At 50.8% G+C, this 22,779-nt stretch carries 23 protein-coding genes and 1 tRNA gene; 11 read left to right on the forward strand and 13 right to left on the reverse strand.

What is annotated here, in order from left to right:
• Window positions 1–6 precede the first annotated feature (6 nt).
• From P1P86_05540 to P1P86_05550, 3 genes are read left to right on the forward strand one after another with little or no spacing between them, the layout of a single operon-like run.
• Window positions 7–2,151, forward strand: a complete 2,145-nt coding sequence (locus P1P86_05540) for an acetate--CoA ligase family protein (GenBank protein ID MDF1574637.1) — start codon at window positions 7–9, stop codon at window positions 2,149–2,151.
• Window positions 2,152–2,167: 16 nt separating this feature from the next.
• Window positions 2,168–2,986: a glucosamine-6-phosphate deaminase gene (nagB, locus tag P1P86_05545; GenBank protein MDF1574638.1), complete on the forward strand. Its 819-nt coding sequence runs from the start codon at window positions 2,168–2,170 to the stop codon at window positions 2,984–2,986.
• A complete protein-coding gene (locus tag P1P86_05550; protein ID MDF1574639.1) occupies window positions 2,983–4,971 on the forward strand; it encodes a DUF4954 family protein in 1,989 nt (662 codons plus the stop codon). Before nagB ends, P1P86_05550 begins: the two co-directional genes overlap by 4 nt.
• Before the next feature lie 66 nt (window positions 4,972–5,037).
• On the opposite strand, the gene P1P86_05555 is transcribed toward P1P86_05550, so the two are convergent.
• A complete protein-coding gene (locus P1P86_05555) occupies window positions 5,038–6,357 on the reverse strand; it encodes a hypothetical protein (protein MDF1574640.1) in 1,320 nt (439 codons plus the stop codon).
• Between the two features lie 23 nt (window positions 6,358–6,380).
• Here P1P86_05555 and P1P86_05560 point away from each other — a divergent pair, with 23 nt between their 5' ends.
• Entirely contained in the window at window positions 6,381–8,267 is a 1,887-nt protein-coding gene (locus tag P1P86_05560; protein MDF1574641.1) for a hypothetical protein, read from the forward strand.
• A 5-nt stretch (window positions 8,268–8,272) separates the two neighbouring features.
• Here P1P86_05560 and P1P86_05565 read toward each other — a convergent pair whose 3' ends face one another.
• Window positions 8,273–8,734 carry a hypothetical protein gene (locus tag P1P86_05565; GenBank protein MDF1574642.1) on the reverse strand — a complete coding sequence of 154 codons (462 nt, stop codon included), beginning with the start codon at window positions 8,732–8,734 and terminating at the stop codon, window positions 8,273–8,275.
• 60 nt (window positions 8,735–8,794) lie between these two features.
• Between P1P86_05565 and P1P86_05570 the strand changes: the two genes are divergently transcribed.
• Window positions 8,795–9,160, forward strand: a complete 366-nt coding sequence (locus P1P86_05570; protein ID MDF1574643.1) for a hypothetical protein — start codon at window positions 8,795–8,797, stop codon at window positions 9,158–9,160.
• Window positions 9,161–9,247: 87 nt separating this feature from the next.
• Here P1P86_05570 and P1P86_05575 read toward each other — a convergent pair whose 3' ends face one another.
• Complete coding sequence (locus tag P1P86_05575) at window positions 9,248–10,108, reverse strand: DUF4382 domain-containing protein (GenBank protein ID MDF1574644.1); 861 nt, start codon at window positions 10,106–10,108, stop codon at window positions 9,248–9,250.
• A 188-nt stretch (window positions 10,109–10,296) separates the two neighbouring features.
• Here P1P86_05575 and P1P86_05580 point away from each other — a divergent pair, with 188 nt between their 5' ends.
• Window positions 10,297–11,109 carry a hypothetical protein gene (locus tag P1P86_05580; protein ID MDF1574645.1) on the forward strand — a complete coding sequence of 271 codons (813 nt, stop codon included), beginning with the start codon at window positions 10,297–10,299 and terminating at the stop codon, window positions 11,107–11,109.
• A 341-nt stretch (window positions 11,110–11,450) separates the two neighbouring features.
• Here P1P86_05580 and P1P86_05585 read toward each other — a convergent pair.
• Window positions 11,451–11,525, reverse strand: a tRNA-Val gene (locus P1P86_05585).
• Window positions 11,526–11,621: 96 nt separating this feature from the next.
• Here P1P86_05585 and P1P86_05590 point away from each other — a divergent pair.
• The gene (locus P1P86_05590; protein MDF1574646.1) at window positions 11,622–13,337 is read left to right on the forward strand and encodes an amidase; all 1,716 of its coding nucleotides are present in this window, start codon (window positions 11,622–11,624) and stop codon (window positions 13,335–13,337) included.
• Here the strand turns inward: P1P86_05590 and P1P86_05595 are convergent.
• The 6 genes from P1P86_05595 to P1P86_05620 all read right to left on the reverse strand — a co-directional run bounded on the left by P1P86_05595 (window position 13,334) and on the right by P1P86_05620 (window position 16,929).
• Window positions 13,334–13,822 (reverse strand): DoxX family protein, encoded by a 489-nt coding sequence (locus tag P1P86_05595; protein MDF1574647.1) that lies wholly within the window; start codon window positions 13,820–13,822, stop codon window positions 13,334–13,336. The genes P1P86_05590 and P1P86_05595 overlap by 4 nt on opposite strands.
• Window positions 13,823–13,840: 18 nt before the next feature.
• Window positions 13,841–14,596: a putative DNA-binding domain-containing protein gene (locus tag P1P86_05600; protein MDF1574648.1), complete on the reverse strand. Its 756-nt coding sequence runs from the start codon at window positions 14,594–14,596 to the stop codon at window positions 13,841–13,843.
• Entirely contained in the window at window positions 14,583–15,425 is an 843-nt protein-coding gene (locus P1P86_05605; GenBank protein MDF1574649.1) for a DUF692 domain-containing protein, read from the reverse strand. Before P1P86_05605 ends, P1P86_05600 begins: the two co-directional genes overlap by 14 nt.
• Window positions 15,426–15,550: 125 nt before the next feature.
• Entirely contained in the window at window positions 15,551–15,931 is a 381-nt protein-coding gene (locus P1P86_05610) for a hypothetical protein (GenBank protein MDF1574650.1), read from the reverse strand.
• Window positions 15,932–16,028: 97 nt separating this feature from the next.
• Window positions 16,029–16,337, reverse strand: coding sequence for a hypothetical protein (locus tag P1P86_05615; protein ID MDF1574651.1), 309 nt, complete (start codon window positions 16,335–16,337; stop codon window positions 16,029–16,031).
• Window position 16,338: 1 nt separating this feature from the next.
• The gene (locus P1P86_05620; protein ID MDF1574652.1) at window positions 16,339–16,929 is read right to left on the reverse strand and encodes a sigma-70 family RNA polymerase sigma factor; all 591 of its coding nucleotides are present in this window, start codon (window positions 16,927–16,929) and stop codon (window positions 16,339–16,341) included.
• Window positions 16,930–17,006: 77 nt separating this feature from the next.
• On the opposite strand from P1P86_05620, the gene yedF reads away from it, so the two are divergent.
• Genes yedF through P1P86_05640 form a run of 4 tightly spaced genes read left to right on the forward strand, consistent with a single transcriptional unit; the run spans window position 17,007 to window position 20,524 of the window.
• Window positions 17,007–17,609 (forward strand): sulfurtransferase-like selenium metabolism protein YedF, encoded by a 603-nt coding sequence (yedF, locus tag P1P86_05625; GenBank protein ID MDF1574653.1) that lies wholly within the window; start codon window positions 17,007–17,009, stop codon window positions 17,607–17,609.
• Between the two features lie 10 nt (window positions 17,610–17,619).
• Window positions 17,620–18,666, forward strand: a complete 1,047-nt coding sequence (gene selD, locus P1P86_05630; protein MDF1574654.1) for a selenide, water dikinase SelD — start codon at window positions 17,620–17,622, stop codon at window positions 18,664–18,666.
• A 28-nt stretch (window positions 18,667–18,694) separates the two neighbouring features.
• Window positions 18,695–19,366: a hypothetical protein gene (locus tag P1P86_05635; protein MDF1574655.1), complete on the forward strand. Its 672-nt coding sequence runs from the start codon at window positions 18,695–18,697 to the stop codon at window positions 19,364–19,366.
• Between the two features lie 9 nt (window positions 19,367–19,375).
• The gene (locus P1P86_05640) at window positions 19,376–20,524 is read left to right on the forward strand and encodes a hypothetical protein (protein ID MDF1574656.1); all 1,149 of its coding nucleotides are present in this window, start codon (window positions 19,376–19,378) and stop codon (window positions 20,522–20,524) included.
• Here the strand turns inward: P1P86_05640 and P1P86_05645 are convergent.
• The 3 genes from P1P86_05645 to P1P86_05655 are packed head-to-tail and all read right to left on the reverse strand — an operon-like array spanning window position 20,521 to window position 22,759.
• Window positions 20,521–20,916, reverse strand: a complete 396-nt coding sequence (locus P1P86_05645; GenBank protein MDF1574657.1) for a (deoxy)nucleoside triphosphate pyrophosphohydrolase — start codon at window positions 20,914–20,916, stop codon at window positions 20,521–20,523. The genes P1P86_05640 and P1P86_05645 overlap by 4 nt on opposite strands.
• Before the next feature lie 4 nt (window positions 20,917–20,920).
• Window positions 20,921–21,415, reverse strand: a complete 495-nt coding sequence (locus tag P1P86_05650; protein ID MDF1574658.1) for a histidine phosphatase family protein — start codon at window positions 21,413–21,415, stop codon at window positions 20,921–20,923.
• Window positions 21,416–22,759: a PhoH family protein gene (locus tag P1P86_05655; GenBank protein MDF1574659.1), complete on the reverse strand. Its 1,344-nt coding sequence runs from the start codon at window positions 22,757–22,759 to the stop codon at window positions 21,416–21,418.
• Window positions 22,760–22,779: the final 20 nt, after the last annotated feature.

Genomic DNA, 22,779 nt, shown 5'->3' on the forward strand with positions numbered 1-22,779 from the left:
AGCCCCATGGAAGATTTAAGACAACTGCGCCAGCAAAACCTGGAGACGATTTTTCATCCGAAATCGGTAGCCATTGTTGGAACGAATAAAGTAAAAGGTACCGTTCCGCACGACATCCTTGACAATATCCTGAAAGCTGACTTTAATGGTATTGTTTACCCTGTAAGCCCGGGAGAAAAGAGCATCAAAGGAATCAAAGCCTATAAATATGTGGTGGATATCCCCGACGATGTGGACCTGGCCATCCTGGTATTTCCAAGCTCGGTTTGCCATATGGCCCTGGAACAGTGCGGGCAGAAGGGCATCAAATCCGTGATCATCATCTCTGCAGGATACAAGGAGGTAGGTGAAGCGGGACTGAGAAGAGAGCAGCAGCTGGTAGAGATTGCCAGGAAATATGATATTTCCTTTATCGGCCCCAACTGCCTGGGAGTCATCAATACGGCTCCCGGCACCATGCTGAACGCCTCCTTTGCCAGAGAGATGCCGGAACAGGGCAATATCGGGTTCCTCTCCCAGAGCGGGGCTCTCTGCACGGCGGTGCTGGACTATGCCAGTGCCAAGCATATCGGTTTTTCCAAATTCATCAGTTTTGGGAACAAAGCGGATATCAGTGAGATAGACCTCCTGTACTACCTGATGAATGACGAAGAGACCAAAGTGATCCTGATGTACCTGGAGGAGGTCAGCGATGGCACTGCTTTGATGCAGGCAGCCCGCGATGTAATTGAGAAAAGCGGAAAACCCATTCTTGTGATTAAATCGGGACGGACCGACGAAGGGGCTTCAGCTGCCGCCTCTCACACAGGGTCCATGACCGGTAAGGATGAGGTCTGTGATGCAGCCTTTGAACAGGCCGGGATCATTCGTTGCAATAACATTGAAGAGATGTTTAATAAGGCCATTGCCTTTGCCTATCAGGCTCCCCCAGCTTCGGAAAAAGTAGCCATTATCACCAATGCAGGAGGACCGGGGGTACTGACCACCGATGCAGCGATCACCACCGGACTGAAACTGGCGAAGTTCTCTGAAAAGACCACTGCCATACTGAAAAAAGCTCTTCCGGCTACCGCAAACATCCATAACCCGGTGGATGTGATCGGAGATGCCCGTTCGGATCGCTATCTGGCGGCCATCCAGGCAGCCTTCGAAGATCCGGACGTAGCCGGTGTCTTTGTGATCCTGACCCCGCAGTCCATGACAGATATCGATGCCATTGCGGCGGATGTGGCCAGGATTGCACATGCTCAGACCAAGCCGATTTACACCTCCTTTATGGGTGAAAAGGATGTGGCCTCCGGAATCGACCTGCTTCAGAGGCACAGGATTCCTCACTATATCCTGCCCGAATCCATGTGCACTTCCTGCCAGGCCGTATATCATTTTCATAAGAATATAAAAACACAAGTGCGCCGGCTTTCCGCCCTGACAAATATTCAGGAAGATCTGGCCAGGAAGCTGATGGATAAAGTGCACTCCAATGGCAGGAGCTATATCCCGGAGGTGGAGAGCATTGAATTACTGAAAACCTACGGCCTGCCCGTTCCCCGGGGAAAACTGGCCACCTCAGCCAGTGAAGCAGTTAAGATTGCGGAAGAGATCGGATACCCGGTTGTTTTGAAGGTGGTCTCCGACGACATCGTCCATAAATCGGATGTGAAGGGAGTGGAACTCAACCTGGGCAATGCCGGCGAGCTCACAGCTGCCTGGGACAGAATTCACAAACAGGTGGAAAAAACCATGCCTGATGCCTCCATTAGCGGCCTGTATGTCGTCAGGATGATCACCGGAAGCGAGGAGATCATCCTGGGAATTAAAAGAGATCCTTCCTTCGGCCCCGTTCTGATGTTTGGACTGGGAGGGATCTTTGTGGAGATATTCCGCGATGTAAGCTTTGGCATTGCTCCCCTCAGCCGGGAGGAGGCCAGAAAAATGATAGAGCGGACCCGGGCCTTTAAGATCCTCAGAGGAACCAGGGGCAGGAATCCCAGAGATATTGAATCTATCGTGGATGCACTGCAGAGACTGGGACAACTGGCTCTGGACTTCCCTGAAATAGAGGAGCTGGATATTAATCCGCTTTTCGTTATGGATGAAGGACAGGGCAGTGTGATAGGCGATGCAAGAATGATACTGACTAAAAGCAATTAACTAAAACTGAAACACTATGAGAATTGTAATCAAAGACACCCGAAAGGAAACAGGAAAATGGACCGCCGACTATATATGGAAGAAGATCGAAGCATTTGGTCCCACGCCCGAAAAACCCTTTGTGCTGGGGCTTCCGACAGGTTCCTCTCCCAAGCCTGTTTACCAGGAGTGGATCAACATGTACAAAGCAGGCAAAATCTCCTTCAAAAACGTGGTAACCTTTAACATGGATGAGTATGTAAAAATCCCCGAGGACCACCCGGAGAGCTATCATTCCTTCATGTATGAAAATCTCTTTAATCATATTGACATTCCCGCTGAAAACATCCATATCCTGAATGGCAACGCGCCCGATCTGCAGAAGGAATGCAGGGAGTACGAAGAGAAGATAGAAAAATACGGAGGCATTGAACTGTTTCTCGGGGGGATCGGACCGGACGGGCACATTGCTTTCAACGAGCCGGGATCGTCCCTGGCTTCCCGTACCAGGGTAAAAACCCTCAGCTACGATACCATTCTGGCAAACTCCAGGTTCTTTGATAACGATATGTCAAAGGTTCCCACCCAGGCGCTGACCGTGGGGGTGGGTACCGTGATGGACGCCAGGGAGGTGGTCATCATCATTACCGGCTTCAATAAGGCCCGGGCGGTCCGGGAGGTGATTGAAGGCGGAGTGAGCCATATGTGGACCGTTTCCATGCTGCAGCTGCACCAGCATGCAGTGATCGCCATGGACGAACCTGCCACCATGGAGCTGCAGGTCGAATCTGTAAAATACTTCAAGGATATTGAAGAGATTGCCGGTGATAAAATGCCCAACCATAACCAAGAATGAGCTATCGTCCTTTAAACAATTCCGAAATAACAGCCCTTCAGAACCAGGGCTGTTTTTCTTCCGATTGGTCCAGGATTGAGGTGGCCGAACCCTTCTCTGTCGAATCCATATACCAGGTCCGGTTTATGGGGGCGGTCCGACTGGGAAGACTGGGTGGCCTCATTGAAACCAGTACGGGAGAGCATCTGAGCTCGGGTCTCTACCACTGTAAAATCGAAAACTGTGAGATCGGTAACGATGTCCTGATCGACAATGTACAGGTATTGAAGAACTACCGGATCATGGATCGGGTGATCATAGAGCATACACATTCCCTTTCTGTAAACGCTGCTTCCTCTTTCGGGAACGGATTTGAGATTGAAGTGCTCAACGAAGGCGGAGGAAGGGAATTGAAGATCTTTGACCGGCTCTCTTCCCAGCTGGCCTATATGCTGGTTTGCTACCGGCACGACACCGCTTTTATCGAAACGGTGAACAGCATGATTGATGCCTATGCAGCGGAGTGCCTTTCGGGGACCGGGACCATTGGAACCGGAACCAGGATCATCCATGCCGGCACCATCTCGGAAGTAAACATCGGGGAACACGCTTTGATCCACGGAGCCACTCTTCTGAAAAATGGCACCATCGCCTCCAAAGCAGAGGCTCCTGCCATCGTGGGAGAAAATGTGATCGCGAAAAACTTTATCCTGCTGTCCGGTTCCAAGGTTGATGGCGGAGCATTGATAGATAAGAGCTTTGTGGGACAGGGGGTGGAGATCGGCAAACAGTTTTCAGCCGAAAACAGCCTCTTTTTTGCAAATTCTGAAGCCTTTCACGGCGAGGCGGTCAGCATCTTTGGCGGGCCCTACACGGTCTCTCACCACAAATCCTCTCTCCTGATTGCCGGCATGTACTCCTTTTACAATGCAGGCAGCGGTACCAATCAGAGTAATCACATGTACAAACTGGGACCCGTGCATCAGGGCATCCTGGAGCGGGGCTCCAAAACCGGCTCCTTTGCCTACCTGCTCTGGCCCTGCCGCATTGGTGCATACTCGGTGGTAATGGGCAAGAACCTGGCCAGTTTCGATGCCAGTGATTTTCCCTTCTCGTATATCAACGTGGATCACGAAAGGAGCATCCTGACACCCGGGATGAATCTTTTTACGGTGGGAACCCGCCGGGACAGTGAAAAATGGCCCAAACGGGACAAGCGGAAGGATCCGGTGAAGTATGATCTGATCAATTTTGACTTCCTGAGTCCCTATATAATTGAGAAAGTCCTGGCTGCGCTGGACACTCTGGGTGAACTGTACGAGAAAGCGGCCAAGAAACAGGAGAGCGTTTTTTACAAAGGGATCCGGATCAAACGGCTGATGCTAAAATCGACCCGGAAGTTCTATGAAATGGCGGTAAACATCTTCCTGGGGAACCAGTTAATCCGGAAACTGGCCCTGGCCGCTGAGGCTCCTGACCTGGAAAGCATACAGAAACTGCTGGCACCCGGTCCGGGCCCCGTTCCGGAGAAATGGCTGGACCTCTCCGGGATGATCGCTTCGGAGCAGGCTGTTCAGCAACTGCTTGCGGATATCCAGTCGGACCGGGTGAATACCCTGGATAAGATCTCCACCGCCATGGAACATATACATGCGGCGTATGAGGACCAGGCCTGGACCTGGACCACCCGTATACTCGGAGAACGCTTTGGGGTGAATGTCGAACAGATTAACGCCGCTGAGCTCCTGAAGCTGGTGGAAAGCTGGGAGAGTGAAACCATCAAGCTGGACAAAATGATCCTGAACGATGCAGGCAAGGAGTTTGATAACAGCAGCAAGATCGGATTCGGACCGGACGGGGATGAGGAGGTGCGCGACCTGGACTTCGAAGCGGTCCGGGGAGTCCCCGACGAAAACAAGTTTATTATCGGTATCAGGGAGGAGATCAGGCAGACGGAGCGCAAAGCCGCTGTGCTGAAAGAGATGATTCAGGGACTGACGGATTAATTCCCTTCTGCCGGGTATCCCGGCAGTATGGAACGAAGTCCTGCTCTGATGGTGAATTCCTCTTTTCTACCTTCTTTTTGACGGTTCTGCAGACCGGCCGGGGGCTGACCTGGACGGCGCTGCTGAGCGTGTGGAGGGTTTTGTCGCAGCGGGCCTGCTCGGCTGGTATTGCGGTTTGCTGCGCTGGTATTGCTGCGACCTGGCCGCTCCCTGGCTTCTGGAGTTATATTCCCTGTTCAGAATGCTGGCCGGTGATGAAGCAGGCCGGGTATAACTACTGGTGGAGCTGTTCGCCGGCGAAGCTTGCTGCCTGGTGGCGGGCTGTTGACCCACCGGGGGCCTGACATTCTCAGGGGAAGTCCTGTTATCTCTCTGGATAGCACCACGTCCATTATTCACCCGGTTCCAGTCGTTCCCGTCCTTGCGGTAAACATTGCCCTGGCGATCGGTATAGACGTTGTTGGGGGTATTGGAGGGCCTGGCCACAGGCCTGCTTGAATAAGCGGCCGTTGAAACTCTGTTGCCCGTCCCTGGATCATAGACTTTGTTCCCGGTCCTTCTGACCCCCTGGGCCCGGTTATTATAGACATTGCTGGTCGGCCTTGCTCTGTAGGCATAAGGGGCGGGCCTGCCAGAGGAAGACCGGCTGCCCTCATAATATCCTGCCCGGTAGCCACTGGAATAGCTATGGCGGTATCCATAGTGATAACCGGACCTGTAACCGATGGGACCCCACCAGCCTCTGTACGGCGATCCCCATCCATAGGTCATCCAGTTGTAGGAGTATCCAAAGGAAAATCCCCACCCTGTGTACGGATTCCAAAAAGCCCGGTAGCCGTAGGTAAGCGGTCTGGAATAGTAACGAACCCCGTACCAGGGTCTGTAATAGTATCCTGTTCCGTAATAAACACAGCCCCTGTAGGCGTAGGAGTGGATGTAGCCTGGCGTATATCCCACATAAACCACCTCGGGCGTCGAATCGTAGATATAGACATACTTCACATTGTAAACCGGCGATTCCGGGGGAATCTCCTGAACCATGGCCGGAACCTCGGTACTAACCATCCACGGGCCCAGGGCAGAACCCGATTCAAACCAGATCGCGTTGTCGCAGCAATAATAGAGCTTGTCAATCTGGAGAACGGACTTATCCGTATTCACGGCATAATTCATCCGGGTATTCCCCACCTGCTCAAACCTGGGTTGTCCATCATAGTTCACATCCAGTCTGGCCTCCCAGCGATCCACCTCAGCAGTCTGGGGGATCTGGTTCTCCAGGATCGCCTCTTTTGCCTCCCTGGTGCCTGCAATACTGGAACGAACCGATCCCATATCCGAATCGGCTGGTATACTGGTAAATCCTTCCGGGATCTTATCGGGATCCACAAAGGTCCACGGTCCGTTTGTAAGTGAATTTGACCGGTACCATCTTCCTGATGCCAGGATATAGTATTCCTGTTAAGGGAGAGATCCTGAATCAAAAGGGAGCCGTGGTAGCCACCTTCGACACGGGCTATAAAGGGATGGGATCGATCCTCTTTGAACCGGTCCCGGGAGAATCCTACCAGATCAGGATACCTGGCTATCCCACTTTTCACCAGGACATTAAGGGAATCCGGGAAGAGGGGGTCAAGCTGGAGTTTTGTGAAACTTCGGAGGAGGAGCTGTTATTCCGCGTTGCCAGTAATTCCCGTTCAAACCTTGGAAAAAATTATCTTTTTGCCATTTTGCACCGTGGATCGGTGATTTTTCAAAAAAACTTTACTTTAAAGGAAGATGAATTTCCGGTCCGAGTTTCTCCTCTGGCCCTCCCGGCCGGTATTAACCGTTTTGTGTTGCTGGATGAGGCTCTGATTCCGGTATCGGAGCGCTTATATTTTTCAAACAAGCTGAATATCCATGAGATACAGATTGAGCCTGACCGGGAGACTTACAGCACCCGGAGTCCGGTCACCCTCCGCCTGAGCGCCATAGAGGACCCGGGAAGTGTGTCCTGGTCCAGTCTTTCCCTGAGTGTCGTAGCTTCAAATGCTGTAGATGATCAGAAAACGAATATGGATATCCGCTCCTGGCTGCTGATTAACTCGGAGCTGAAAGGTCACCTGGAATCACCTTCGGAGTTCTTTGAGGACGATCAGAAGCGAACTTCAGAGGAGAAACTGGAGCTACTGATGTTAACCCAGGGATGGAGCTCTTACCTTTGGAACTCCATACCACAGGAGGAGCTGCCCTTGGATATGGAAAAAACAGCCGGTATCACGTTGACCGGAAGCGTCCGGAAAGCCTTCAGCAAGAATCCGGTGGTGGACGGACTGGTATTTTGCCACCTCTTCAACAGCCAGGGATATTACAGCGAACAGACCTCCACGGATGAACAGGGAAGATTCTCCTTTCAGGGGCTCAATTTTCCTGATACGACCCGACTGTTTCTCCAGGGATATAACAGCAGGGGGAAGCTTTATACCGAGGTCTTCCTGGATCCGGTGAAGCAAAAGGAGGCAGCTGTTCATGATTCCTTTCTCCCCGTATCCAGGCAACCAGGTGATTTCCCGGTCAGGCTCTACCAGCAAAAGTATTATAACGAACAAGCGCTGCGTGAATACGCCTTTAAGACAGGCTCCATCCTGCTGGAAGAGGTCACTGTGAAAAACAGATTCACTCCCGTCAGTGACGGTCATTTCCGGCTATATGGAAAACCCAGGGACTCTTTTCTGATCACCGAAAAGGATTACCAGTATCATCATGTTTTTGACTTTCTTCAAGCCCATGTTGGCGGCATCGTAAACCCTACCATAAGCTTCACAGGGGCATCTTCAGGTTATCTCCTGTTATTGGATGGATTTCCTGCTGAACTAGATATGATTCAGTCCATCCCCATGAGTGATATAGATGTGATTGAATACGTCAACCACTTTAATGTTACCGCAACAGCTATGTATGGTAGCAGGGGCGCCAATGGCATCATCTCGGTATTTACAAAGAAAGGGGGTATCCATCTGGGAATGAAAACCTATGTCCAGGGCACCCTGGCCCGTCATATTATGGGATTCTCCTCCTATCGCGAATTCTATTCCCCGGTTTACACTCCCAGGAACAAAGATTCGGAACAACCCGACCGCCGGATCACTCTTTACTGGGACCCTGAAATTGAAATCACAGATGGAGAATTAACGGTCTCCTTCTTTACTTCTGATGATGAATCCGGCTATAGTATTATCATAGAGGGGATAAGCAGTACCGGGCAAATTTGCCTGGGAAGAGCCAGGTTCCGGGTAAGCAGTCTCTCTTCATTATAAGGACCTTATTCAAACACCAGTTCTGCGGAAGCACTGATCCAGTCCGGACTTCTTTTATCCCGGATCCGGACCATACAGCTCACCGGGTTTGCTATTTGTGATCCTGTAAGTATGAAATTGGAAGCCACCTGAGTATGCACATCCTCCATGCTCAGAGGGGAATCTCCCAGCAGATCGGCCTCATCCAGGATCACATTCCCATCTGCATCTTTTACCACCATGCTCAAACCCAGGAGAAGCTGCCCGGCATCCGCAGAAAAACCTTCCAGCCCTTCAAAGAGAAGATAGATATTCTCATTAAAAGCTGCCTTGCCATCCGTAATGGTATGCTCCCGTTGCTGAGAAAAAAGATAGATCTCCCTGGCGGTGACCTTCCCTCCGTTTACCTGGATCCGTTCATCCCTGATTATGGAGAAATCAAGCGTCGCTCTGAAGGTTCCATCCCCCTTTTTATCTTTAATGTTCACAAAAAGGGTCTGATTTTACCTCTGCTATTAGGAAGCTGTGTCCCGGAAAAAGCCTCTCCCATGGAGGGCGCCTGGAAACTGGCTTATGAATATGAAGTGAGCGGAGACCAGACCACTCTTTTGTTCCCGGGCGAATCCAGAGGCAGTGAAATTAAGATGTGGACAGGAGACAGATGGGCCCTGGTGGGTGTGTTTATAGAGGACTCCACGCTTACAGATAACTTTGGCGGAGGAAAGTTCACCCTGGATGGCACCGACTACCGGGAGATTGTGGAATATCACAGCGCCCCGGAATACCTGGGCCAGACCGTAAAACTATTTCTGGAAATCCGGAACGACACCCTGACTCAGATCTGGCCGGTGGATGAACAGGGAGTACCCGTTCAAAGTCACTATTACATGGAGAAATGGGTAAGATTTGATTAGCTGGCCCCTATCATCCAAAAGGGGCTGTACCTTATGATACAACCCCTTTGATAAAGATCCGTAAGTTTACGCTTGCTATTCCCCGGTTTACTCTTCAGGCTCTTCCAGCCTGGTAAGGGTAAAGTCCTGAACGGTGAGGTTTCCGGCTGTAATTTCCAGACCTTCTACACGGACCGTATCAAAACCCTCAAAAGTAGCCGATAAGGTATATAATCCAGCTGGCAGTCCGGGTATGGCATAATAGCCCTCCTCATCGCTATAGGCAGTGGTAATCACTTCTTCCTGCTCAATCCAGACCGAAGCATTATGAATAGCTGTGTCTGAATTTATTACCACTCCTGCAACCGTTCCTGCTGTAGTATTATTTACTGCCCTGATCACCGGTTTGAAATTAAAGCCTTTAATTCCTGCAGGCGACTGGGTGTTTCCTTTGAGTATAAAGGAACTGTCTACATTAAAATCCAGTAACACGTCCGTGCTTAATCCTCCCGCCACCTGCAAGGCAGGTTCCATGAAGATCTTAATCCCCGTCTGCGCGCCACTGGGTACCTTAAGGCTGTATTCCTGCCCCCCTGTGACTACGATGCCAGCCTGGTCGACGTAAAGCCGGATCAGATCATAATTACCCGGCTCAATTTCTATTTCAAGCAGATCGGCAGTAACCCCATTTCTCAACTCAAGAAGATTGAAGCTGGCCGTATCATTTTCAAACAGGGTAATAAAGGGATATTCCAGTTCTGTTCCTTCACTCAGCTTTCTGATTTCCACCTTTACGATATCCACCGTTGCGGCCTCCACCATATCAATGGGGAATGGCGCGTCGGTTAATTTAATGACCAGCTTACCGTTCTGATCACTAATACCGTCATTCTCCATATCCTGACATCCCGCAAAAAAGAGTATTCCCAGAATAGCAATAATTCCCGGTAAAAGCTTTCGTTTTTTCATATCTATCATTTTTAGGTTAATAAGAGCTTTAATAACGTTACCGCACGAGAGAACCGTTACCCTACCATAAAACTGTCTTTTTTTTCACTTAGAACAGAAAACACCTCTCTCCATCCGAACTTTCCGGGATACAAAGATATCCTGTCGTTTCTATTGGTCTTTTGGCCTGCGGGTCTTAACTTGCAGACATGAAGCCTGTTCCCATCCCCGGTAAAATCAGTCTCCTTCTGAATGACCGTGAATCCGGATCGATTGCCCTGCTCAAGCGCTTAATTGCCGCACTGGAGGAAGAAATGCATGGTCCGGATCTGAATGCGGAGGCTTTTGGCAATCTGCTGCTTCATATACGAGAAAAACTAAATCACTTTGCTGCCATTGATAATTTTCTGGCATCGCTGATTTTGCATGCCGGGCAGAAGGATGCCTTTCCCGGGGAAACCCTCAGGTATATCAAGGATTACCGCCTGTACTGGCAGGATAGTGCCGGGAAGATCGCAGAAAATTTTCTGAGACAATGCAACCCGGTCGGCCTCACCCTACTCACCCACAGTCACAGTGAAACAGTTATCTCTCTGCTAAAAAAACTGCATGTAAGGCAGATTCCGTTCCGGGTCCTTCAAACCCTTTCCTCTCCCGGGGAAGAAGGAAAAATATCGCATGAAAGAATGCTCCGGATGAAGCTCCGCGCCGATTTAATTGATGAGGCAAACATCACAGAGGCTGTCGGTCAAAGCGATCTTGTCCTGATGGCTTGTGATGCCCTCCTGTACAACGAATTCCTGAACAAGACCGGAACCCGCGCCATCCTCGAGCAGGCCAGGATACTCCGGAAACGCTCTTTTTTGGTCACAGAATCCAGAAAAAAAATCACCCGCCCGGACTGGCAACAAGAATGGACTGAGCAAGCCTTATTTGAGTGGGTACCCCTTAATCTGATAGACGGGATTGTTACTGAAACGGGTTTCTCTGCTTACTCTGCTGGGGGTATGAGAACCGGATAGTCTGTTTTCAATAAATCCGGATGTAACAAACTGATTGCTTTTCTCAGATTTGTTACATTTTCGTTTTAATCCAAAGTTTTTGATTCCGCTATAACAAATTGAATAACAACATTATAAAAGTAAATAAACAAATATGCAATTTTGACCTGTGTGTCAGATACTTGTTAAGATGTTGCAACTTTGTTATATGCCAAAAATCCGAAAAGAGGATATGCTCTTTTGTCAGATTTGATGGAACTCGTAGTCCATAAAGGCAGACTCCTTACAAGAATAAATTCCTGACGGACCCTCATAAAGCACAAAGCCCGTCCACTTGCATGGACAGGCTTTGTTTTGTGGAGTGGGGACTGCTGGATTCGAACCAGCGACCCCCTGCTTGTAAGGCAGGTGCTCTGAACCAGCTGAGCTAAGCCCCCTTTAGCGGCTGCAAATATAGATGATCTCGTTGAATTCCCAAAAAAATGAATTGCTTTTTTTGTATATTACAGCTGTTTAAGCCAAAACCTGTTGCTATGTCCGAACTTTGCCTGACTCACAGAGGGATACGAGTGTTCCTCCTCTCCGTTTTTGTACTGCTGACTGCTGCTTCCTGTCAAAATCACGGCCCTGAGAGGGGCGATGGACCTGAAGTTCTGGTGGAGATCGACTCCAGCTACCAGGCCATGAATCCCATGGACCTGCATTTCGATTCCCTGGAACAGGTGATGATTGATTCCGGGATGGCAGAACTGATCGATGCCTACCGGGCCATCAGGGCCTATGACCTTCCCAACACCACCCCGCCGGCCATCCAGTTTAATCCCCTGCCCTACGGCTTTCAGATTCCCCGGCCAACACCAAAGCTGACCTGGGACATTCCTGAAGGAGTGACCCGGCCCACCTGGGAAGCCGACCTGGCTTTCATGTCCATCCCCGAGCTGGCTTCTTTGCTGCGTTCCGGTGAAATATCATGCCTGGCCCTTACCGAGTTTTTCCTGAACCGGCTGAGGAAATTCGACCCGCAACTGCACTGTGTGCTTACACTTACAGAGGAATACGCCATTGAACAGGCAAAAAAGATGGATGCTGAACTGGCGGCAGGAAAAGACCGGGGGATCCTTCACGGCATCCCTTATGGTGCCAAGGACCTGTTTTCTTTCCCGGGATATCCCACCACCTGGGGAGCCGGGGCCTACAAGGAGCAAGTGCTGGATGAAACGGCAGGGATCATTCAGAAACTGGAAGAAGCCGGAGCTATCCTGGTGGCAAAAACCACCCTGGGAGCCCTGGCCATGGGGGATGTCTGGTTTGCCGACACCACCCGCAATCCCTGGAATCTGGAAGAGGGCTCCAGTGGTTCCTCTGCAGGTTCGGCTTCTGCAACGGCAGCCGGACTGCTGCCCTTTGCCATAGGAACGGAAACCTGGGGCTCCATTGTCTCACCTTCCACGCGCTGCGGCACCACCGGATTAAGGCCTACCTACGGCAGGGTGACCCGTTCCGGGGCCATGGCCCTGAGCTGGAGTATGGATAAGGTGGGGCCTGTCTGCCGGAGAGCTACCGACTGTGCCATTGTGTTTGATGCCATCCGGGGATTGGACCCGGCCGATAAGACCCTGCTGGATGCCGGGTTTACCTACCCGGGAAAGGTGGATCTCTCTGCTCTCAGGATCGGCTACTTCGAACGAGCTTTTGAGGAGGAATACGGGGTTTCCCGGTTTGATAAACAGACCCTCCGGGTGCTGAAAAAACTGGGGGCCGAGCTGATCCCGGTGGAACTGGAAAACGAGGAACTCCCCTATTATGCCCTGTCCATCATCCTGGAAGCCGAAGCTGCAGCCGCATTTGATGAGCTTACCCGATCCAACCGGGATACCCTGCTGGTGAGGCAGCACCGCTATGCCTGGCCCAATTTGTTCCGGACTGCCAGGTATATTCCTGCGGTTGAATACATACAGGCCAACCGGATCAGGCACGATCTGATCGAAGACTACCACAGGCGCCTGAAGGAGTTCGATGTGATAGTCACACCCTCCTTTCAGGGAGGGAACCAGCTGCTGGCCACCAACCTTACCGGTCACCCGGTGGTGGTCCTGCCCAATGGATTTAAAGATTCAGGTTCCCCCACCAGTATCTCCTTCCTGGGAAATCTGTTTGATGAGGGAACCATCCTTGCTGTGGCAGCTGCCTACCAGGAGGCCACCGGCTTCCATCTGAAACGGCCCGGGACCTTCAACAGGGCAGATTAGCCTTCAGTGACCATCTCTGGCTTAGCTTCTTGCTGTACAGGATGCTTCTGAGCCTGCTGTTTCCGTTCCAGAAGGAAATCCAGGCTGAACTTCCCTGATCCGTAAGCCACCAGGGCCAATAACATCAGGAAATAATACAAGGGGATCTCAAAGCCGTTATCGCCGGCAGCAAAGCCGTTGGAGATATGGGTGGTAAAAACCGCCACTACCATCACAAACATCAGGGGCAGTGCAATGATCCTGGTCCCAAGTCCCAGGGTCAGCAACACGATTCCCAGTACTTCGGTGGCCATGGCAAGAAAGGCACTGACCATAGGGAAAGGGTAGCTCATGCTTTCAAACCATTGGGCTACTCCTGAAAGGTTCTTTACTTTCATCATGGCCGGACTGAAAAAGCCGATGACCAGGATCAGGCGGAATAAAAGCAGCTGTAAATCGCGCAGCTTCTCCGCTCTTTCTACAAATTTTCTGTACAAAGTTCTCATTTTATGTATGTTAATTGATTAATTCCGAATAAATCCAAGAATCAGTTTACGCTTTAGCAGATCCTTGAGAAAGACCTCCAGTGCTTCGTCGAGGCATCTGCTGCTCTCAATACCTGAAACCAGGGAAATCTCATTTTTAATGAAGTTCAGGGGCACTTTCTCCTCATCCAGACGTGTAATAAGGTATACATTCAGGGCAGAAAGGGCCAGGAACTGTACATGGCCCGTATCTGGCATGCGGTACAGAAGGGCATAATACTCCCCTTCCATATCAAGGGCCTCCGCTGCCGGATGTGTATGTACCGGGTACCGGAGTTTCAGGATTTCATACTCGGGATTAAAAGCCAGGGGGTCCCTGAACAGGTCCCCCTCTTCCGTAAAATCCGGACAGGGCCTGTCCGGCATGGTATGAATCTCAATCTCCATCCACTCAAAATAGAGCAGATCATCCAGAAAAGGCAGGCCTGTCTTTTTCCCGGTCTCCCTGGCCGCATGGTACTGGCAGAACTCAAGGGGCAGCTTCCAAACCTGCGGGGTTTGAGGAATTCCTTCCGCGAAAAAATCCTGAACCAGCAGATTCCACGGCTCCTCACCCAGGGCGGCCATGGTGATCGGGAAAGCCGTACGGAGTGTGTCAGACACCACATTGGAAACAAGGCGGCGGTAATGATGAATCCTGCCGGGGGTAAGACCTGGCATTTTTGCTTCCACACCGGTCCTGCAGTATTCCCCCAGCTGCTCCTGTATCTGTATGGTCTCTTTACGCAGTGGCATGTTTCACCTCCCAGTGCCTGTTTAATATGGTCTTAATCCGGATGAGCTCGCCCTTAATCTGCTCCAGATCCTGAAAATTAAAATCCCTCTCCAGCAGGACAGGTACCGGATCCATCTTTTGGATAGTCCACTCGAAAAGCTCATAAACCGGGTCGATGATGGGCTGGCCATGCGTGTCGATAATCAGGTCGGGTTCCACCTGTTCATGGCCGGCCATATGGATATATGCGACCCGGTCCAGGGGGATGCCCCCGATATACTCCCGGGGATCGTAACGATGATTAAATGCATTGACAAACACATTGTTTACATCCAGCAGAAGCTTGCAACCGGCCCGTTCCACAATTTCGTTTACAAATTCGATTTCTGACATCTCGGCAGCTACCGGGGTGTAGTAGGATACATTCTCAATGGCCAGAGGCCTTTCCAGGTAATCCTGTACCCTGCGGATCCGGTCGACCACATGGTCGATGGCATCCCTGCGAAAAGGGATGGGCAGCAGGTCATAAAGGTGGGCATTCCGGCTTTTGGTATAGCTCAGATGTTCCGAATAGATACTTACCCGGTTATCATTCAGGAAGGCTTTCAGTTCACGGATAAACCTCCAGTCCAGTTCCTCCGGACTGCCCAGTGACAGGGAGAGGCCATGACAGGTAATGGGAAAACTTTCCACGGCCCGGTCCAGGACCCGTTTCCAGGCGCCTCCCATTCCCATCCAGTTCTCCGGCGCAAACTCCAGAAAATCCGGAGTAAGGATCCTGCTGTCCAGAATCTCCTCAGCAATATCCCTTCGGAGTCCCAATCCTACTTTAACTCTCTTGCCTTCCATCTTCTGATATTTTTAAAGAGGAACCCCGGAAAATCCGGGGTTCCTTCCGTTCCGGCTCAACCAAATTGATAACAAGCTACTCTGATCAATCCACTAACCCTGCCGGTCCGAACTCCTGGTTCCAATTATTTTTTTTCACTTTTCTTTTTAGTTGACTTCTTCTCACCTTCTCCACATTTACCTTCTCCGCATTTGGCCTCGGTGCTTTTTGATTCAGTGGCTTTTTCCGAGGTGGACTCACTCTTTTTAGCGTCCGCTTTCTTATCGCCTTCGCCGCACTTTCCTTCGCCGCATTTCAGTTCTCCGAACTTTACCGCAGAGGCTTCCAATGGATTTACCTGCATGCTGTTCATATCGATCAGGTGACTGCGGACCTGTGCACCGGAACCCAGGTGATTATAGGCCAGGATATCAGCACCAAAGGAAGGTGAAGCCGCCAGGCCGGTGGTCAATAAAGCTCCCGCAAGCATAGTAGCGGATTTTAAGATCTTTTTGTCTGTTTTCATGATATTACGAATTTTGATTAATATTGAATCTGGGAGTTTTGACGAGGGCGGGAAGATATCCTTACAAGAATTCTGAAGGATGCCGGAATTTTAACACCTATTTAGCATTTAACCTGCGGCCTATCTCCCGGCCGATTCTGGAGCCGGCTTCCGCCGAGAGATGGTGGGTGCACGACTGCTCGCTGCAATGATCACGGTATACTTTCATGCTGAGATTTAGCTCACCAATCTGATGGGCATACTTCCTGCAGAGATGACAGGTCAGCAGGTGCATGTTTAACTGCCACCATTGCTTTAGGCTCAGGCGCCGGTCTTCGCGTAAGGAGATCAGAAAACTCGACTGGTCGCAGGCGATCATCCGCTTACTCATATATACCATTATTCTGTAGCCAGGTCCCTTTTTCATATCACTTCAACCAGTTTTTTTCCAGACAATCTCTCATTTTCAGCCTCGCCCGGTGGAGCATAACCCATAAGTTAGACGGAGTGATCCCAAGCTCCTTACAGATGCTGTCCGACTCCTCCTCATCGATCATCTTCATGCTGAAAGCAAGAGCCAGTTGCGGTTGTAAATGCTCCATGCAGAGCCTGATGTATTCCATAAGTTCGGCCTGCTCCAGCTCTCCTTCCGGTAAGAGCGAGTGCGAATGGGGGCCCCTGCCCTCCAGCCAGTGTCCCCTGAAAGGTTCTTCACTGCGGTAGAAGTCCCCGTCAAAAACGGTTTGTTCATGCTCCCCGAAAGAGCTCTCCCTGGAAGAATACTTTTTTCTGTAGGTATCAACGATCTTCCTTCTGAGAATGGAGGTAAGCCAGGTTCTTTCGGTACTCTCCCCCCTGAACTGCTCCTGCGCTTTCAGTCCTGCCAGAAAAGTCTCCTGAACCAGATCCTCTGCTTTACCGTCATCATTGACCCTGACAATGGCATAGTTATACAGATAGTCCCCGTATTTTTCAAGCCAGCGATTTGGATCCAGTTTATGATCTTTCGCCTTGGACATGCATGATACCTTAGAAAGAAGCCCTTACAAGATAGAAAAATATACCTTGATTCATGCGGATTGTGTATTTTTGCGGAATGAAAATACTAGATACCACAGGACTGCTTTGCCCACAACCCCTCATTTTGCTTAAGGAGGCACTGATGGAACTGGAAGAGGGTGAACAGCTGCAGGTGGAGACCGACAACAAAACCTCGCTGAAAAACCTGCTCAGCTATCTGAAGGACCAGGGTGTGGAGCCTGAAGTAAGCACGAAAGGTAAAGTACATACCCTGGTTGCTGTAAAACCGGAAGAGGATCTGACCGCCTCCGATCCCGCCCTCTACTGCAGCACAGAACGGCCCGCCGCTTATGTGGTATGCATTAAAGGCGAGCTGATGGGTGAGGGCGATCCCGAACTGGGGAGGCTGCTGATGGAGACCTTTGTAAATAACCTGAAATTGCAGGAGAAACTACCCTCCCATGTGGTACTTTATAACTCGGGAGTAAAACTGGCCATGAAACAATCGCCCGTGTGCAGCTCCCTGACCGAACTGGAGGAACTGGGGACCCGCATTATGCTGTGCGGCACCTGCATCGACCACTATGGCTTGCAATATGATATCGCCGTGGGAATGATCTCCAACATGGTGGTCATTACCGAAACTCTGGCTTCGGCCGGACATGTCCTTACTCCCTGAGTCCGGGTAAATGAATAAGAAATTCGATCTGTTGTCCACTATCGAGTATGGTGGTTGCTCCGCAAAACTGCCGGCCGGCCTGCTGTCGCAGGTCTTACGTGAACTGCCGCTTGCTGCAGATCCCCGGCTGCTGGTGGATGTGGATACCCACGACGATGCCGGGGTCTACCAGATCAACGGGGAGACAGCCCTGATCTTTACGACGGATTTCTTTCCGCCCATCTGTTCGGACGGATATGAATTCGGGGAGATTGCAGCAGCCAATTCCCTTTCGGATGTATATGCCATGGGCGGAACACCTCTTATAGCACTGAACCTGATGATGTTTTCATCGGAAAAAATTCCTCTGGAGGTATTTGGAGAAATTCTTAAAGGCGGGAATGACAAGGTGAGAGAAGCGGGAGCCCTGATCGTGGGCGGACATACCATCGACGACCACCCTCCCAAGTATGGGCTGGCAGTAGTGGGAACAGTGCATCCCGACCGTCTGATCACCAATGCCGGGGCCCGGCCCAACGATCTGCTTGTGCTGACAAAATCCATTGGGACCGGGGCGCTGGTTTCCGGGGAGAAGAACGGGCTTTGCAGTACAGGCGATTACAGGCGGGCCCTGAAGCAGATGAAACATCTGAACAGGGAGGGAGCAAGCCTGGCTGTGAAATACGGGATACGAAGCATGACTGATATCACCGGATTTGGACTGGCAGGACATGCCCTGAAGATGGCAGAAGCCAGCAAAGTGAGCTTCCGGATAAAAAGCACTCAAATTCCCCTGCTCCCGGGAGCTTACCAGGTATATGAAAAGGGCAGCATACCGGGAGCAACTTTCAGGAACCTGGAATTTACCGGACAGCAGCTCCATTGCCTGCGCGGGGTGGATTATAATCTGAAGATGCTGGTTCACGATGCGCAGACTTCGGGCGGACTTCTTATGTCGGTGAATCCCGATCATGCCACAGCCCTTGTCGGGGAGTTAAAGCAGATCGACCCGGGGCTTAAGGCTGCAGTGATCGGTGAAGTTTTACCCGAAAGTCCCCGCCGCATTTACCTGGAATAATTCAAAGCGTTTTTTATACCTTTAAAGCATGAACAGGCACCGTTCCTACAGTATGATATACAGGCTGCAGCGTATTATCCTGCTGGTTTTTTATACCACCACCTGCATGGCCCTCGCCATACTCCTGGCCCTTCTGGTCATGAAACTTTTGCCCGGTCAGCCTTTCGCCCTGGTGATCACCCTGCTGATCTACATCATCCTGGTGATCATCGCAGGATCTATGATCCATGTGATCAGCTACATACCTTTTAATCTTTCCACCGCATTCGATCCCATAAAAAACGACATAGCCTCAGGCCGCATAGCCAGTTTGGAGGAGCTCGCAGAACGCATTACCCGCTTTACCGTGGAGTTTTACAATTTCTCCTTTCTCGACATCTCTCATGCCTTTCTGGAGACCGAAAAGAGTGGTGTGATCGGATTTGAGAATAACAACCAGGTGGATAAAGTGCTCAGAGACCAGGGGATACTTCATCAAAGCAAAGTGCTGGAGGAAATCAGCCCGGCTGGCAAAATTTCCCTTCCGGAACGGGACTACCATCTCTATATCCTGCCCCTCCGGATGGGAGAAACCTGGCTGGGATATATGGCCTTACTCTCCGAAAAACGAATCAGCCGCTTTTTCCTGCGCTTTCTGGAGGAATACGAAGAGAACTTTCTTGACGATCAGATTTTGCATCTGGTCAAATTAAAAAAATAGCCGGGAAAGATGCTCTTATCACTCCTGTATATCTCCATCAGCTGTCTCATCATCTGGCGCTCATCAAACGGCTTTGAGCTTGCTTCTGACTTTCTGGGCAGAAAAATGCCCCTGGGCATCAAAGGAGCTACCATCAATGCCGTAGCCAGTTCTATGCCCGAGTTTCTGACCACCATTTTCTTCCTGTTCTACCTGCGGGATGCGGAAGGATTTTCGGGCGGACTTGGCGTCAGTTCGGGAAGTGCCCTGTTTAACCTTCTGATTATTCCTGCCCTGGTGGTACTGATGCTTTTCAGTGGCGAAAAGCGGAATAGAATTGAATTAAACAAGAAAGTGCTCCTTCGTGAAGGGAGTGTACTTCTTATCACACAACTCATCTTTGTCAGTTTTCTCTTCACCGGGGAGCTGCTGGGCAGGCACGGACTGGTCCTGGTCCTGGTCTACCTGTTGTACCTGGGAATGCTCTATGTCATATACAGAAAGCGCCCGAAGACCACGCAAAATTATGTAAGGCCCCTCTCAGCCCCGAAAAAGAACATCCTGCGCACCCTGCTTTCCCTGGATATGATCGCGCTGGTGTTAAATGGCAGGAGGATCACTCCCCTGAGGGCATGGATGCTGCTGGGAGTCAGCACGCTGGTAATGACCTTCGGGACCTGGCTGCTGGTCTATGGAACCGATCTGTTCGGCGAAGCCACCCACATCCCGCTGATCTTCGTGGCCGTGGTCCTTTCGGCGGCAGCCACATCGGTGCCCGACACCATTATTTCCGTCAAAGATGCCCGGAAGGGAAATTACGATGATGCAGTGAGCAATGCCCTGGGCAGTAATATTTTCGATATTGCGTTTGCACTGGGCTTTCCCCTGCTTCTGTACAATTTGATCTACTCGGAAAGTATAACACTTAAACAGGATCTTCTAGCCTTTACCCAGGAAGTATGGGTCTTTCTGCTCCTCGCCACCTTTCTGGCCCTGGCCATTATGCTGACCGGAAAAAGTTTTACCAGGGTAAAAGCTTACTTCCTGCTGGGCATCTACCTGATATTCCTTTTATTTGTAGGGACCCAGGTAAATGAAGAATTGCGCCAGGGCATCGGGGGGCCCGTTGGTCAGTTTCTGAAGAATGTGGCCAACTGGATCGGACAAGTGCTCAACTAGTGGTAACGATTCAGCGATTCAAGGACCTCCATATCTGCCTCCAGCCAGTCGATCTGTTTCAGTTCTGAGCGATGCACCCAGCGGTATGAACGGTGTTCCGAAAGGCTTATATCTCCCTGCCTGATGGTACAGACAAAGGGGATCAGTTTAATACGCATGTGACCGTAGTTATGGAGAACGGAAGGAAGCAGTTGCCTTACCGTAATTTCCACCCCGAGTTCCTCACTGATCTCCCTGATAATACAGGTCTCCGGAGTCTCTCCTGCTTTCATTTTCCCTCCGGGGAACTCCCATTTCAGAGGGTGAGGCATCTCCGGACTTCGCTGTGTGACAAGAACCATTTCCCCGTCCATAATGATAGCACAGCTAACTTCTGTCAGCGGCTTCACCATCCCCCTATCTTCTTTTAGGGTAGTCCACATGGGCCTCTCTGACATCTCTTCTTCCAATTCCGCTCCAGCTCTCCGAATCCAGCGTCACCACCACCACCCCCGCAGTAGTAAGGTTGTCCAGGGGGGATGCCAGAAACTGATTGGCAAACAGGGTGAATGAGGGATTGTGACCAAAAACAGCCAGCTTCCTGATCTCCGGAGGGACACCCGCTATGACCTGCTCTATCTCCCCGGTGCCGGCCGAATACAGGGATTCATGAATCTGTAGGCTGCCGGGCGCGAGCTCCCAGACCTTTGACATAAGCAGGGCCGTATTCAGGGCCCTGCTGGCCGGACTGCTCAGGATCAGCTCAGGCACCAGATTCAGTGCCAGCAGTCGTGCTGCCATCTCCCCGGCATTCCGGGTTCCACGAGATGCAAGGGGACGGTCGATATCGGCCAGGCCCTCATGGTCCCAGCTCGACTTTCCATGCCGTATGATAAATAGTTTCCGTTCCATCTATAACAGATTACTGGCCAGATCGGCCAGGTAGCTCCTTTCTCCTTTAACCAGGTGAACATGGGCAAAAATATCCTGTCCCTTCATGCGATCGGCCAGATAGGTGAGCCCGTTGGATTTAGTATCCAGGTAGGGTGAATCGATTTGTTGTATATCCCCGGTGAAGACCATTTTTGTTCCCTCTCCTGCCCGGGTAATAATGGTCTTAACCTCATGGGGAGTCAGATTCTGGGCCTCATCCACAATAAAGAAGACCCTGGACAGGCTTCGGCCCCGGATATAGGCCAACGGGGTTATCAACAGCTTCTCGGTCTGCAACATTTCTTCGATGCGACTGTATTCTTTGCTCTGAAGCTTAAACTTCTGCTTGATCACCGAGAGGTTATCAAAGAGGGGTTGCATATAAGGACCGATTTTTTCACCTACATCCCCGGGAAGGTAACCGATATCGCGGTTACCAAGCGGAACAATCGGCCTGGCCAGGAAGATCTGCGTATACATTTTCCGCTGGTGTATGGCTGCTGCAAGAGCAAGCAGGGTTTTCCCCGTGCCCGCTTTCCCTGTCAGGGCAACCAGTTGTACTTCAGGCCGGAGAAGCGCATCCAGGGCGAAAGTCTGCTCCGCGTTACGCGGATCAATGCCATAAGTCCTGGTCTTCTCCACACGGTTCACCATTTTATTAAAGGGATCGTAATGCCCCAATCCACTTTTGGAATTGTTCTTAAAGATAAAATACTGGTGAGCCAGGGGTTGCTTTGTGAGACCGAAACGCTTCACCGGAACACCCTCCGTGGACTCATACATATCGGAGATTACCGTGTCGTCGCTTACCTCGCTTGATTTTACATTCTCGAAAATATCATCGATATTCTGCACCATATCGTTGTGATAGTCCTGTGCCATGATCCCCAGCGATTTGGCCTTCATTCTCAGGTTGATATCCTTGGTGATCAGGATCACGGGCCTGGCCGATCCGTTCTTCTGGTGCAGGTAATCGGCGATGGCCAGTATCCGGTGGTCGGGTGTGTTTTCGGGGAAGGAAGCGGTAAGCTGACCGGAGGGTTTCTGGCCGGTGCAGATACTCAGTTTACCCTTTCCCCTGCCCAGCGATAATCCGCCGTTAAACAGTTTATCCCCACTGAGTTTATCCAGCTCCCTGGTAAATTCCCGGGCATGAAAATTGATAATATCGTTGCCCTTTTTAAAGCGGTCCAACTCCTCCAGAACTGTAATGGGTACTACGATATCGTGCTCATCGAAGTTATGGATGCATTTGTAGTCGTGGAGCAGGACGTTGGTATCCAGAACGAAGATTTTACGAATTTTTTTCTCAGCAGTTGCCATATTTCCCCTCTCATTACACT

It is taken from the genome of Bacteroidales bacterium (genome assembly GCA_029210725.1).
Classification (GTDB): Bacteria; Bacteroidota; Bacteroidia; order Bacteroidales.